Source organism: Streptomyces sp. NPDC052101, assembly GCF_040680235.1.
Taxonomy (GTDB): domain Bacteria; phylum Actinomycetota; class Actinomycetes; order Streptomycetales; family Streptomycetaceae; genus Streptomyces.
The window spans coordinates 268,832-281,559 of the sequence record NZ_JBFAWH010000003.1 but is presented as its reverse complement, the minus strand read 5'-3'; the positions used below and the strand labels follow the sequence as shown (position 1 = coordinate 281,559).

The 12,728-nt window shown below is 73.1% G+C and carries 13 protein-coding genes; 7 read left to right on the top strand and 6 right to left on the bottom strand.

What is annotated here, in order from left to right; genetic code table 11:
- Positions 1 to 25 precede the first annotated feature (25 nt).
- On the top strand, positions 26 to 451 hold the full coding sequence (locus tag AB0L75_RS08560) for a pyridoxamine 5'-phosphate oxidase family protein (protein WP_365177193.1): 426 nt from the start codon (positions 26 to 28) through the stop codon (positions 449 to 451).
- Positions 452 to 550: 99 nt separating this feature from the next.
- The gene (locus tag AB0L75_RS08555) at positions 551 to 1,216 is read left to right on the top strand and encodes a pyridoxal 5'-phosphate synthase (RefSeq protein ID WP_365177191.1); all 666 of its coding nucleotides are present in this window, start codon (positions 551 to 553) and stop codon (positions 1,214 to 1,216) included.
- A 67-nt stretch (positions 1,217 to 1,283) separates the two neighbouring features.
- On the opposite strand, the gene AB0L75_RS08550 is transcribed toward AB0L75_RS08555, so the two are convergent.
- Genes AB0L75_RS08550 through AB0L75_RS08540 form a run of 3 tightly spaced genes read right to left on the bottom strand, consistent with a single transcriptional unit; the run spans position 1,284 to position 3,002 of the window.
- Positions 1,284 to 2,141, bottom strand: a complete 858-nt coding sequence (locus tag AB0L75_RS08550; protein WP_365177189.1) for a GNAT family N-acetyltransferase — start codon at positions 2,139 to 2,141, stop codon at positions 1,284 to 1,286.
- Positions 2,131 to 2,553, bottom strand: a complete 423-nt coding sequence (locus tag AB0L75_RS08545) for a Zn-ribbon domain-containing OB-fold protein (RefSeq protein WP_365177186.1) — start codon at positions 2,551 to 2,553, stop codon at positions 2,131 to 2,133. Before AB0L75_RS08545 ends, AB0L75_RS08550 begins: the two co-directional genes overlap by 11 nt.
- Positions 2,553 to 3,002 (bottom strand): DoxX family membrane protein, encoded by a 450-nt coding sequence (locus AB0L75_RS08540; RefSeq protein ID WP_365177183.1) that lies wholly within the window; start codon positions 3,000 to 3,002, stop codon positions 2,553 to 2,555. Before AB0L75_RS08540 ends, AB0L75_RS08545 begins: the two co-directional genes overlap by 1 nt.
- A 190-nt stretch (positions 3,003 to 3,192) precedes the next feature.
- Here AB0L75_RS08540 and AB0L75_RS08535 point away from each other — a divergent pair, with 190 nt between their 5' ends.
- The 3 genes from AB0L75_RS08535 to AB0L75_RS08525 all read left to right on the top strand — a co-directional run bounded on the left by AB0L75_RS08535 (position 3,193) and on the right by AB0L75_RS08525 (position 7,486).
- Complete coding sequence (locus tag AB0L75_RS08535) at positions 3,193 to 4,389, top strand: NAD(P)/FAD-dependent oxidoreductase (RefSeq protein WP_365177180.1); 1,197 nt, start codon at positions 3,193 to 3,195, stop codon at positions 4,387 to 4,389.
- 95 nt (positions 4,390 to 4,484) lie between these two features.
- On the top strand, positions 4,485 to 6,704 hold the full coding sequence (locus tag AB0L75_RS08530; protein ID WP_365177177.1) for an acetate--CoA ligase family protein: 2,220 nt from the start codon (positions 4,485 to 4,487) through the stop codon (positions 6,702 to 6,704).
- Positions 6,701 to 7,486: an enoyl-CoA hydratase-related protein gene (locus AB0L75_RS08525; RefSeq protein WP_365177174.1), complete on the top strand. Its 786-nt coding sequence runs from the start codon at positions 6,701 to 6,703 to the stop codon at positions 7,484 to 7,486. The genes AB0L75_RS08530 and AB0L75_RS08525 overlap by 4 nt, the downstream gene beginning before the upstream one ends.
- A gap of 3 nt (positions 7,487 to 7,489) precedes the next feature.
- Here the strand turns inward: AB0L75_RS08525 and AB0L75_RS08520 are convergent, their stop codons facing one another.
- Entirely contained in the window at positions 7,490 to 8,401 is a 912-nt protein-coding gene (locus tag AB0L75_RS08520; RefSeq protein WP_365177171.1) for a hypothetical protein, read from the bottom strand.
- An 83-nt stretch (positions 8,402 to 8,484) separates the two neighbouring features.
- On the opposite strand from AB0L75_RS08520, the gene AB0L75_RS08515 reads away from it, so the two are divergent.
- Together AB0L75_RS08515 and AB0L75_RS08510 are read left to right on the top strand one after the other, a co-directional pair.
- Positions 8,485 to 9,078, top strand: coding sequence for a flavin reductase family protein (locus AB0L75_RS08515; protein ID WP_365177168.1), 594 nt, complete (start codon positions 8,485 to 8,487; stop codon positions 9,076 to 9,078).
- A 226-nt stretch (positions 9,079 to 9,304) separates the two neighbouring features.
- Positions 9,305 to 10,069 carry an alpha/beta hydrolase gene (locus tag AB0L75_RS08510; RefSeq protein ID WP_365177165.1) on the top strand — a complete coding sequence of 255 codons (765 nt, stop codon included), beginning with the start codon at positions 9,305 to 9,307 and terminating at the stop codon, positions 10,067 to 10,069.
- 54 nt (positions 10,070 to 10,123) lie between these two features.
- On the opposite strand, the gene AB0L75_RS08505 is transcribed toward AB0L75_RS08510, so the two are convergent.
- Both AB0L75_RS08505 and AB0L75_RS08500 read right to left on the bottom strand, forming a co-directional pair.
- Entirely contained in the window at positions 10,124 to 11,236 is a 1,113-nt protein-coding gene (locus tag AB0L75_RS08505) for a class I SAM-dependent methyltransferase (protein ID WP_365177163.1), read from the bottom strand.
- Between the two features lie 101 nt (positions 11,237 to 11,337).
- On the bottom strand, positions 11,338 to 12,657 hold the full coding sequence (locus AB0L75_RS08500) for an MFS transporter (protein ID WP_365177161.1): 1,320 nt from the start codon (positions 12,655 to 12,657) through the stop codon (positions 11,338 to 11,340).
- Positions 12,658 to 12,728: the final 71 nt, after the last annotated feature.

Sequence of the window (12,728 nt, the reverse complement as noted above, 5' to 3'; positions counted from 1 at the left end):
GGACGACCCGCAGGAGGAGACCCACATGGCGTTGAGCCGTGAAGAGCGAGAGGCGTTCCTGGCCGAGGCGCATGTCGCCGCGCTGGCGGTGGACGCGGGCCCGGGGCGGGCGCCGCTGGCCGTGCCGATCTGGTACTGGTACGTGCCCGGCGGCGATGTGTGGATCATGACCGGCCGGGAGTCCCGCAAGTACGACCTGATCAGCGCGGCGGGCCGGTTCACGCTGATGATCGACCGGCTGGAGCCGACGATCAGGTACGTGTCGGTGGAGGGACCGGTGGTGAGCACGGCTCCGGCGACCATCGAGGGGCTGCGGGAGATCTCGGCGCGCTACCTGCCCGCCGAGAAGGTCGACGGCTATGTCGACTTCGCGTGGAAGAACCACGGGGAGCAGGTGGTGGTCCATATGCGTCCCGAGCGGTGGGTGTCGTCGGATCTCGGCCAGGTGTGAGCGGGCCGGGCCGGGTCGGGTCAGGTCAGGCCAGGTCAGGTCGGACGTGCGTCGGCGGGGCCGGATGTGAGCAGGCGGGGCCGGATGTGAGCATGGGGCATGGGAACTGATCTCCCGGCGCTGCTGAGGTCGCTGCGGGTGTGGGACGCGGGGACTACGACGCTGCCCGCCTTCGACCCGGACACCGCCCCGCCGACCCCGCTGCCGCTGTTCACCCGCTGGTTCGCGGACGCGGTGGCGGCCGGGCAGCCGGAACCGCACACGATGTCGCTGGCCACGGCGGACGAGGAGGGCGAGCCGGACGTACGGGTCGTGATGCTGCACGGCGCCGACGCGGACGGCTGGTCCTTCGCCACGCATGCCACGAGCCGCAAGGGCCGGGCCCTCGCCGCCCGCCCGTACGCCGCGCTGGCCTTCTACTGGCCGGTGCTGGGCCGCCAGGTGCGGGTGCGCGGGCCGGTGACGGCGGCCCCGGCCGAGGAGAGCCAGGCGGATCTGCAGGCCCGGTCCACGGGAGCGCTGGCCGCGGCGCTCACCGGCCGGCAGAGCGAGGAGCTGTCCTCGCTCGACGAACTGCGGCAGGCGTCGCAGTCCGCCTGGGAGCGGGCCCGCGAGAACCCGACCGAGCCGTCCCCGACCTGGACCCTGTACCGGCTGCACCCCCGGACGGTGGAGTTCTTCCAGGGGGACGCGGACCGGCGGCACGTGCGCCTGGAGTACCGCAGGACCGAGTTCGGCTGGAGCAAGTCGCTGCTCTGGCCCTAGTGCCCCGGCACTGGGAGCGAGGAGCGGGAGGAACCGGCGGGACGTGGGTGCGCGGCGCCCCCCGCCCTCAGTCCCCGAACCCCCACACCGCGAAATCCGCCACCGGCCGGTAGCCGAGCCGCTGGTAGAGGCCGTTGCTGGTCGGGTTGGCGAGGTCGGTGAAGAGGAGGACCTCCGTGACCCCGGCCGCCCGCGCGGCCCGGCTCACCTCCGCCGTGGCAGCGCCCGCGTATCCGCGGCCCCGCAGCTCGGCCGGGGTGTAGACCGGGGCGATACGGACCTGGCCGGCGGTCGGAGGGGTGACTCCGGCGCAGGAGACAGGGGTGCCGTCCGGGGTCTCCCAGAGGGTGATGCCGCGGTCGGCGATACGGGCGTCGGCCCACGCGGCCGGGTCCATGCCGACGCCGTGGCCGGTGTCCGCGTCGAACGCGGCCTTCCAGCGGATCAGCAGCTCACGGTCCTCGCTCCCGGCGATCCGCGCCCGCCCCTGCGGGCTCGGCTCGGGTACGGCCAACTCGCCCAGCCGGTAGAGACGTTGATGCTGGCGGACCGTGGCCGCCGTACCGGTGCGCCGCTGCCAGGCCGCCGCGAAGGCCTCCGCCGTCTCCCGCCGGGCGGAGATCCCGGGCACCGGGTGGTCCAGGTCCATGAGCCGGGCGGCCAGCGCGTCGGCCTCCCGCGGGCCGAGCGGGGTGACATGGAGGGGGAAGGGCGGCGTGTGGAGCAGGGTCGCGCGGACCGTGCCGTCGTCCAGGACGCCGAAGACCGGGGCCTCGGCGCTGAAGATGCGCAGCCCGCGCCGGCGCAGCGCGTCCGTCACCGACAGCGGCACCGTGTGCAGGGCCGGCCGGGAGCGCAGGAATTCGCCCGCGCGGGAGAGGAACTCGTCGAGGTCTTCGGTGAGATGCCAGTTCTCAGGGCGCATACGACCCATGATCGGCCGCGGCCTCCGGACGGAACACCGGTTTTCGCTCGGCGAACGTCACCCGCAGCTCCAGCCCGGCCCGCAGGTTCCCGGCCGCGCACTCCACCACCTGCGTCATCATCCGCGGCCCTTCCTCCAGATCGACCACCGCGGCGACGTACGGCGTACGGTCGGCGAAGGGCGGCAGGTCGTTGCGGTGGACCGTGGACCAGGTGTAGAGCGCGGCCCGGCCGCTCGCCTCCTCCCAGGTCACCTGCTCGCTCCAGCAGTGCGGGCAGAACTCGCGGGGGTAGTGGTGGGCCCGGCCGCAGGCCCCGCAGCGGCGGATCAGCAGCCGGCCCCGCGCGGCCGCCTCCCAGTAGGGACGCGTGAAGGCGTCGGGCTCGGGGACGTCGTGACGCACCGGGTCCATCAGAACCACCCCGCCCACGCGTCCAGCGACCACGTCTGCCAGGACATGCCGAAGAAGCCGACGAGGGAGATCAGCGCCATCATCGAGTTCTGGCCCTGCTCCGCCCAGTCGTGGATCATCAGGACGAAGTAGATCGCGTTCAGCAGCAGGCCGCCGATCAGCGCGACCGGGGTCAGGAAGCCGAGGATCAGGCCGAGGCCGAGGGAGAGTTCGGCGTAGGCGACGACGTACGCCATCAGCTTCGGACGCGGTTTCACCACCGTCGCGAAGCCGGTCCGCACCGGTGCCCAGCGGTGCTTCTCCGCGATCCCCGCCGCCCAGGCGATGCCGCTGCCGCGCTCGAACCAGGCCTTCTTGTCCTTGTGCCGCCAGCTCTCCAGCCACCACAGACCGAGACCGATCCGCAGCAGCGCCAGCCACTCCGCGCCATCGAGCCATATCGAGTCCATGAATCTGACGGTACGTCAGCTGGCGCGCAAAGCCCACCGGTGAGTCCGCTCCGAATCGCCCGCACTTTCCCCTGATCCGCGTGGGCTACGTCACTTGTAGCGCGCACATCTCCACACACGTGATCAATCCGCAACCAATTCCGGTCTTGACCGAGACCCATCAACGGAGTGGGTGATTACGCTCCGGAACATGGCCGTCTCCCGTTGTGCTTCCGTGCACCTCTCCGCCACACCCGCCGACCGCCCGGTCTACGTCATAGGCGCAGGCCCGGGCGGTCTGGCCGCCGCGTACGCGCTGCGGGCACGGGGCATACGGGCCGTGGTGCTGGAGAAGGCCGACCGGGTCGGCGCCTCCTGGCGCGGGCACTACGACCGCCTCCAGCTGCACACCACCCGGCGGCTGTCGGCACTCCCCGGCCTGAAGTTCCCCCGGAAGTTCGGGCGTTGGGTCGCCCGGGACAACGTGGTGCGCTATCTGGAGAAGTACGCCGAGCACCATGAGCTGGAGATCGTCACCGGCGTGGAGGTCTTCCGCGTCGAGCACGCCGAGGACGGCAGCGGCTGGCTGCTGCACGCCTCCGGCGGGCGCGAGCTGACCGGCAGCGCGGTGGTCGTCGCCACCGGCTACAACCACACCCCGCGCATCCCCGACTGGCCGGGGCTCGGGGAGTTCGGCGGGGAGTTCCTGCACGCCGGCACCTATCGCAACGCCGAGCCGTACGCCGGCCGGGACGTCCTGGTCGTCGGGGCCGGAAACACCGGCGCCGAGATCGCCGTGGACCTGGTGGAGGGCGGGGCGGCGCGGGTGCGGCTGGCGGTCCGCACCGTCCCGCACCTCGTGCGCCGTACGCTGCTCGGCTGGCCCGCGCAGTACTCGGGTGTGCTGGTACGGCGGCTTCCGGTACGGCTGGTGGACCGGCTCGCGGGGCCGATGGCCCGGCTCAGCGTGCCGGACCTGTCGGACCGCGGGCTGCCCCGCCCGGACACCGGGATGTACAGCAGGGTCGAGCAGGGCGCCGTCCCGGTCCAGGACGTCGGCCTGATCGACGCCGTGCGCAAGGGGAAGGTGGAGATCGTGGCCGCCGTCGAGTCCTTCGAGGGCGGGGACCCCGGAAAGGTCGTCCTCGCCGACGGCAGCCGCATCGAGCCGGACGCGGTGATCGCGGCGACCGGGTACAGGCGGGCGCTGGAGGGCCTGGTCGGGCATCTCGGGGTGCTGGACGGGAGCGGGCGGCCGGTCGTGCGCGGCGGCCGTACGCCCGCCGGGGCGCCCGGCCTGTACTTCACCGGGTTCACCAACCCGATCAGCGGGATGTTCCGGGAGATGGCGCTCGACGCCGGGAGAATCGCGAAGGCGGCGGCCCGGCAGCTGCGCACCGGCGGGTAACTTTGCGCGTCCGACCAGTTCCTGACATTGCGTCAGTTCAGTAATCTGACACTGCGTCAGTTTACTTGTGCTGTCTCACAGGAGCGGGCGGACCGATGCTTGGATCAACCCACGGCACCCTCACCACCGACTCCCGCCGGGCCCGGGTCATCGCCTGCGGCGAGCAGCGGCCCGGCCCCGTCGTCCACGACCAGGTCGACGACCTGGACGTCAGCGGCCGGCCGCTGCACACGGACGTACCGGAGCTGACCCGCTTCTTCCGGCCCGAGTCGGTCGCCGTGATCGGCGCCTCGGACACGGAGGGACGGCCGAACACCGGGATCACCCGGCAGCTGCTGGACTGGGCAGGGCGGGTCGGCGCACGGGTGCACCCGGTGCATCCGACCCGCCCGTCCGTCTTCGGCATCCCCTGCGCCGCCTCCGTCGCCGACCTGCCCGAACAGGTCGACCTGGCGGTGCTGCTGGTGGCCGACCCGCTGCCCGTGATCGAGGAACTGGCCGACGCCAAGGTGAAGTTCGCGGTCGCCTTCGCCTCCGGGTTCGCCGAGACCGGGGAGGCGGGCGCCGCGGCACAGGAGCGGCTCGCCCGCGCCGTACGGCGCTCGGGCCTGCGCCTGCTGGGCCCGAACACCAACCTGAACGCCTTCGAGCACTTCCGGGAGGACCTGACCGGCCCCGCGATCGCCCTGATCACCCAGTCCGGGCACCAGGGCCGCCCCGTCTTCGCCCTCCAGGAGCTGGGCATCCGGCTCTCGCACTGGGCGCCCACCGGCAACGAGGCCGACCTGGAGACCGCCGACTTCCTCTCCTGGTTCGCCGGGCAGCCCGAGGTCGGCGCCATCGCCTGTTACGTCGAAGGGCTCAAGGACGGCCGCGCCTTCCTGCTGGCCGCCGACCGCGCCGCCCGCCGCAAGGTGCCGGTGGTCGCGGTGAAGGTGGGCCGCACCGAGACCGGCGCCCGTACGGCCGCCTCGCACACCGGCAAGCTGACCGGCGCCGACGACGTGGTGGACGCGGCGATGCGCCAGTTCGGCGTCGTACGGGTCGACGGCCTCGACGAACTCCAGGACACCGCCGCCCTGTTGGCGCGGGCGCGGGCCCCGCTCGCGGACGGGGTCGCGGTGTACTCGATCTCCGGCGGCACCGGCGCCCATGTCGCCGACCTCGCCACGGCGGCCGGGCTACGGCTCCCCCGCCTGTCCGAGGCCCGGCAGGCGGAGCTGCACCAGTGGATACCGGAGTACCTGAACGTGGCCAACCCGGTGGACAACGGCGGGCATCCGGTGGGCGACTGGCGTGGCCGCAGGATCATCGACGCGCTCCTCGCCGACCCGTCGATCGGGGTCCTGATCTGCCCCGTCACCGGCCCCTTCCCGCCCCTTAGCGACAAGCTGGTGACGGACCTGGTCGAGGCCGCCGAGGAGACGGACAAACTGGTGTGCGTGGTGTGGGGCTCACCGGTCGGCACGGAGGCGGCGTACCGCGAGACCCTGCTGGGCTCCTCCCGGGTGGCGACCTTCCGCACGGTCGGCAACTGCCTCACGGCCGTGTGCGCCTGGCTGGACCACCACGCCTTCGTGAGCGACTACCGCTCCCCCTTCGACGAGGCCCCGCGCACCCCCTCCCCCTCCTTCCGCAAGGCCGAGGCCCTGATGCGCCCCGGCCAGCAGCTCAGCGAGCACGCGGCCAAGCAGCTGCTGCGCGCCTACGGCATCCGGGTCCCGCGCGAACAGCTGGTGACCAGCGCGGCGGCCGCGGTACGGGCGGCCGCGCAGGTCGGCTACCCGGTGGTGATGAAGGCCTCCGGCGCGCAGCTCGCCCACAAGACCGAACTCGGCCTGGTGAAGATCGGGTTGACGTCCGCCAGCCAGGTCCGCGACGCCTACCGCGAACTGACGGACATCGCCCGCTACGACGGTGTCCCGCTGGACGGGGTCCTGGTGTGCCAGATGGTCGAACAGGGTGTGGAGATGGTCGTCGGCATGACACACGACGACCTGTTCGGCCCGACGGTGACGGTCGGCCTCGGCGGAGTGCTGGTGGAGGTCCTGCGGGATGCGGCCGTACGCGTCCCCCCGTTCGGCGAGGACCAGGCCCGCGCCATGCTCACCGAACTGCGCGGCCGGGCCCTGCTGGACGGCGTCCGGGGCCGCCCGCCGGCCGACCGGGACGCGCTGGTGGAGGTCGTCCTGCGGGTCCAGCGCATGGCCCTCGAACTCGGCGACCACATAGCGGAGCTGGACATCAACCCGCTGATGGTGCTGCCACGGGGGCAGGGCGCGGTCGCGCTGGACGCGCTGGTGGTGTGCCGATGAGCGAGCTGGAGACCGAGCGGAGCGACCAGGTCGCCTACCTCACCCTGAACCGCCCCGAGTCCCTCAACGCCCTCACTCCCGCCCTACGGGACCGGCTGATCGACCTGCTCACGCAGGCCTCGGCCGACCCGGACGTCCGGGCGGTGGTGCTGACCGGCAGGGGGCGTGGCTTCTGCGCGGGCGCGGACCTGCGGGGCGCGGCGGGCTCCGGCGACAGGGTCGCGGGGGACGTGGCCCGCGTCCTGCGCCAGGGCGCACAGCGCCTGATCGCGGCCGTCCTGGACTGCGAGAAGCCGGTGATCGCCGCGGTGAACGGCACGGCGGCCGGGCTGGGCGCGCACCTGGCCCTCGCCTGCGACCTGATCCTGGCCGCCGAGTCGGCCCGCTTCATCGAGGTGTTCGTACGCCGCGGCCTGGTGCCGGACGCCGGCGGCGCCTATCTGCTCCCCCGCCTGCTGGGCCCGCACCGGGCGAAGGAGCTGATGTTCTTCGGCGACGCGGTGCCGGCGGCGGACGCGGAACGCCTGGGCCTGGTCAACAGGGTGGTACCCGACGCGGACCTGCCGAAGGCGACCCGCGAGTGGGCGACGCGCCTGGCCTGCGGCCCCACCCGCGCCCTGGCCCTGACCAAGCACCTGGTGAACACCTCCCTGGAGTCGGACCGGTCCACCGCCTTCGCCGCGGAGGCCTGGGCCCAGGAACTCAACATGACGACCGAGGACGCCCAGGAGGGGCTGCGGGCGTTCGCGGAGCGGCGGGGGGCGGAGTTCCGGGGGCGGTGAGGGTCAGTCCCCGGCGCGGTCCAGGGTCCGCAGCGTGCCCGCGTCCGGGTCGCCGAAGCGGACGTACAGCTGGGGGGCGGACTCGGTGCCGCTGACGGACCAATGGGTGTCGCCGCCGCACGCGCCGCCGAGGTGCAGGAGGACGGCGGGGCGGCCGATGTCGTCCTTGCCGGGTTTCCAGGTGCCGGAGCCCGCGCAGACCGCGTAGTCATCGTGGTGCGGGGCCGCCCAGTTCTGGTCCGTGGATTCAGTGGGGAGGCTGCGCGCCTCGGCCCGGCCGTCGGGGGTGAGGCGCAGCTCGGCACCGTGGTCGCCGCGCCAGACTCCGGCGAGCCGGGCGGCGGTCAGCTCGGGCGGTTCGTACTGGGGGATCAGGCCGGTCGCGGCGGCCGCGAGCCCGCCGCCGAGGGTCAGGGCGAAGAGGCCGGCGCAGGCGAGTGCCGAGCGCCACCACAGGCCCCACGCCGACCAGGAGCGGGTGCGGACGTAGGCGTTGCCGAGCGCGGGCAGCAGGCCCAGGGCAGTGAGGACCGAGGCCGTGGTGACGAACGGCCAGCGCAGGAGTGCCGTCGTCACCGCGCCCCAGCCGGCGGCCGCGGCCGCTGCCGCGACCGTGCGGCAGGCCCACTCCGGCCCGCCGGACCACCTGAGCGTCGGCCGGGCCAGCAGGATCGCGGGCAGCGTCAGCACGGCGGAGAGCAGCAGGCCGAGGAGCGGCAGCAAGAGCGGGGCGAACATCAGCAGGCAGAAGATCCCGAAAGCGCCGCCGTAGCCGGTCTCGTACTGGTCCTGGCTCGTGCTCCAGATCCACCACAGCAGCCCGGCCGCCGGCAGTTGCGCCGCGTTCACCGGGACCGCCGCGGCCAGGTCGCTCCGGACCGCCCGGACCCGCTCACGTGCTTTCTCCCACCCCATGGCCGCACCCTATGAAGTGCCTGTACGAAGCCCCGCCATCGGGCTTCCCATCTGACGTACCGTCAGTTTCAATGGATGGCGTGATGGGACACGCAGGGGCGGCGGCCGCCGCCGTCCGGTATCTGGGGCCGGGGCCCGTGGAGCCGTTGCCACGGCCGGAGTTGCGGTGTGTACGGGAGGACGACCGCGCCTTGGTCGACCCGGCCGAGTTCCGGCGGGTACTGGGAAGCTTCGCGAGTGGCGTGACCGTGATCACGGCACCGGCCGCCGACGACGAGCCGGGCCCCGCCGGTTTCGCCTGCCAGTCCTTCGCCTCCCTCTCCCTCGAACCGCCCCTGGTCTGCTTCATGGTGGGCCGTACGTCGACCACCTGGCCGCGCATCGCCCGCGCCGGCGTCTTCTGCGTCAACGTGCTCAGCGCGGGCCAGGGCGAACTGTGCCGGGCCTTCGCGGTGAGCGGCGCGGACAAGTTCGCGGGCGTGGCGTACGACCCGGCGCCCGTCTCCGGCGCCCCGCGCCTGGCCGGTGCCGCCGCCTGGATCGACTGCGCCGTCCACGCCGTACACACCGGGGGCGACCATCTGATCGTCGTGGGCCGGGTGAACGCCCTCGGCACGGAGGAGGCGGACGAGCCGCTGCTCTTCCATCGGGGGCGGTTCGCCCGGCTCGGCCCCTGAGGCCTCCAGGGCCTGTCCGGAGTTGTGATCACGGGGCAGGGAAAAGGGATTGTGGGGATGATGATCAAGCTGTTAGCTTGCCGTTGCCCGTGACACCGCCCGAGGAGGTGAGACCCATGAACGCTGTATCCATGTGGGTGCTCCCCCTTCCCGTCACGGCCGGGCGATCGACATAGATGTCGCCGGGAGCGCCTCGACAACAAGGCACTCCCGAAGGGCAACACCTATGCATTCTCTGCAGTTCACCGCCGGGTCGTCGTCGAACGGCGTGATCGAACGCGACTTCACCGTGGGCGACGTTCCCGGCGTCCTCTGGTCCCCGGCCTCTGGTGCCGATCGCGCGCCCCTGGTCCTGATGGGCCACGGCGGCGGCAACCACAAGAAGCACCCGGCGATGTCGGGCCGGGCCCGCCTCCTCGTGACCGGCTGCGGTTTCCACGTCGCCGTCATCGACGCGCCCGGTCACGGCGACCGGCCGCGCACCGCGCACGACGAGGCAGAAATCGCCGAGCTGTTTCGCGCGAGAGCGGCCGGTGAGCCGGAAGGTCCGATCGTCGTCCGCTACAACGCCCACCTGGCAGAACTCGCCGTACCTGAGTACCGGGCGACCCTGGACGCCCTCCAGGAGCTTGCGGAGATCGGCGCCGACGGGCCGGTCGGCTACTGGGGCATCAACATGGGCACCGCGATCGGCGTGCCGTTCGTGGCAGCCGAACCCAGGATCACCGCCGCGGTCTTCGGCCAGCACTGGCCCCATGTCCTGGCCGAGAAGGCGAAGCAGATCGCCGTCCCGATCGAGTTCGACCTGCAGTGGGACGACGAGCACATCTCGCGCGAGGAGGGTCTCGCCCTGTTCGACGCCTTCGCCTCGAAGGAGAAGTCCCTGCATGTGAACTCGGGCAAGCACAAGGAGCTGCCCCGGTTCGAGGCCGACAGCGCGGTCCGGTTCTTCGCCCGGCACCTCGGCGGAGCGCTCACCGGGTCGGCCTGACGTGCGCGGTTGCGGCGTCCGGCTCGCCGGCCGGGCGCCGCTACGGCGTGCAGGTCAGCGCACCGCCAGCCGCCACAGGGACGTCACCTCGGCCGCGCGGGCCGTGCGCAAGGGGTCGTCCGGGTCGGTCGCGCGTGGGTGGCGGGGGCGGGTGTCCGTGCGGGACAGGATCTTCAGGCCCGCGCCCTCGATCGCCCCGAGCAACTCGGCGCGGCTGCGCAGGCCCAGGTGTTCGGCCAGGTCGGACAGGATCAGCCAGCCCTCGCCGGCGGGTTCGAGATGCGCGGGCAGGCCTGCCAGGAAGGCGTGCAGCATGGTGCCGCCGGGGTCGTACACGGCCTGGTCGAGGGTGGAGGCGGGGCGGGCCGGGAGCCAGGGCGGGTTGCAGACGACCAGGGCGGCCCGGCCGGGCGGGTACAGCTGCGGGCCGGTGACCGTGACCCGGTCCGCGAGGCCGAGGCGGATGACGTTGTCCCGGGCGCAGGCGCGGGCCCGGGGGCTGAGGTCGGTCGCGAGGACGCGGCGCACACCGCGCCGGGCCAGGACTGCGGCCAGCACACCGGTGCCGGTGCCCAGGTCGAAGGCGGTGGTGTCGGCGGTGGGCAGCGGTGCCTGAGCCACCAGGTCGACGTATTCGCCGCGGACCGGGGCGAAGACGCCGTAGTGCGGGTGGATCCGGGCATCCAGCGCGGGGACGTGGACGCCCTTCTCGCGCCACTGGCGGGCGCCGAGGGCGCCCAGCAGTTCCCGGAGCGGGACGAGGGTGGGGCCCGCCGATGGGCCGTAGGCGTCGGCGCAGGCGGCGCGGACGTCGGGGGCGCGGCGCAGGGCCAGGGTGTGGTCGGCCTCCAGCAGGACCAGGAGGCGGCCCAGGACGCGGGCGCGGTGCGCGCGGAAGCGGCGCTGGAGGCGGAAGGTCTCGGCCGCGGAGGGCGCCGGGCCCGGTGCCTTGCGGTCGATACGGCGGGCCAGTGCGGTCAGCAGCCGGCGGGCGCCGTGGTAGTCGCCCCGCCACAGCAGGCCGGTGCCTTCACAGGCGAGGCGGTGGGCGACGGCGGCGCGGATACGGTCGTCGGCGACGACCAGGCGCCGGGGCGGCGGGAGTTCGCTCTCAGAGTGCCAGCGGGCGGACAGGGGGTGCTTCTCGGTCCAGTGGACCAGGGACACGGCATGCTCCTCGGGAGGACGTTCCTACGTGGGCGGGCACGAGGAACGCGTCGCCGAGGACCATGCCGGGAACCATGAAGCAGCCTGTCATACGCATGAGTTCACGATAGTGCGGGCTGCGCGGCCACGGGGACCCGGCGGATCACGAGGGACATCAGGGCCGCCGCCGCGCAGAGGGTGCCGGAGGCGTACCAGACGAGGTCGTAGGAGCCGAAGACATCGCGGGCGAGGCCGCCGAGGTAGGCGACGAGGGCCGCGCCGACCTGGTGCGAGGCGAGCACCCAGCCGAAGACGATGGCGCTGTCGTCGCCGAACCGCTCCCGGCACAGGGCGAGGGTGGGCGGGACCGTGGCCACCCAGTCGAGGCCGTAGAAGACGATGAAGAAGAGCATCGGGGGGTGGACGGCGGGGCCCAGCAGCATCGGGAGGAAGAGCAGGGAGAGGCCGCGCAGGGCGTAGTAGACGGCGAGGAGGCGGCGCGCGTCGAAGCGGTCGGTGAACCAGCCGGAGGCGATCGTGCCGACGACGTCGAACACACCGACGACCGCGAGCAGCGAGGCCGCCGTCGTGACGGGCATGCCGTGGTCGTGCTCGGCGGGCACGAAGTGGGTCTGGATCAGGCCGTTGGTGGAGGCGCCGCAGATCGCGAAGGTGCCGGCGAGCAGCCAGAAGGTGCCGGTGCGGACGGCGGTGGAGAGGACGTTCAGGGTGCGGCGGGCGGCGCCCGTCACCGGGGGCGGCTTGGGTATGAACTCGGCGGCGCCGTACGGCTTCTGGCCGATGTCGGCCGGGTGGTCGCGCAGCAGGATCCATACGAACGGGACCACGGCGAGGGCGGCGAGGGCCACGGTCACGGCCGCCGGGCGCCAGCCGTGGTGTTCGGACAGCCAGGACAGCAGCGGCAGGAAGATCAGCTGGCCGGAGGCGGAGGCGGCGGTCAGGATGCCGCTGACCAGCCCGCGCCGCTCGGTGAACCAGCGGTTGGTGACCGTCGCCGCGAAGGCCAGCGCCATCGAGCCGGAGCCGAGGCCGACCAGCAGGCCCCAGCACAGCCACAGCTGCCAGGCCGCCGTCATCCACACGGTCAGGCCCGAGCCGGCCGCGATCACCATCAGCGCCACGGCGACCACCCGGCGGATGCCGAAGCGGTCCATCAGCGCGGCGGCGAAGGGCGCGGTGAGGCCGTAGAGCGCGAGGTTGAGGGAGACGGCCGCGCCGATCGTGCCGCGCGACCAGCCGAACTCCTGGTGCAGCGGGTCGATGAGCAGGCCGGGCAGGGAACGGAAGGCGGCCGCGCCGATGATCGTGACGAAGGTGACGGCGGCGACGAACCAGGCGCGGTGCACACGGCGGCGCCGGGCGGGCGGGGTGGCCTGGACGGGGGCGGCGGCTGAGGCGGCGGCTGGGCTTGTCTGAGTCACGTCATAGAGCGTGCGAGATCCGGTCCCGCGCATCGAGTGGCCCGAAGGACAGCATTCGCTAGGATCGGGCC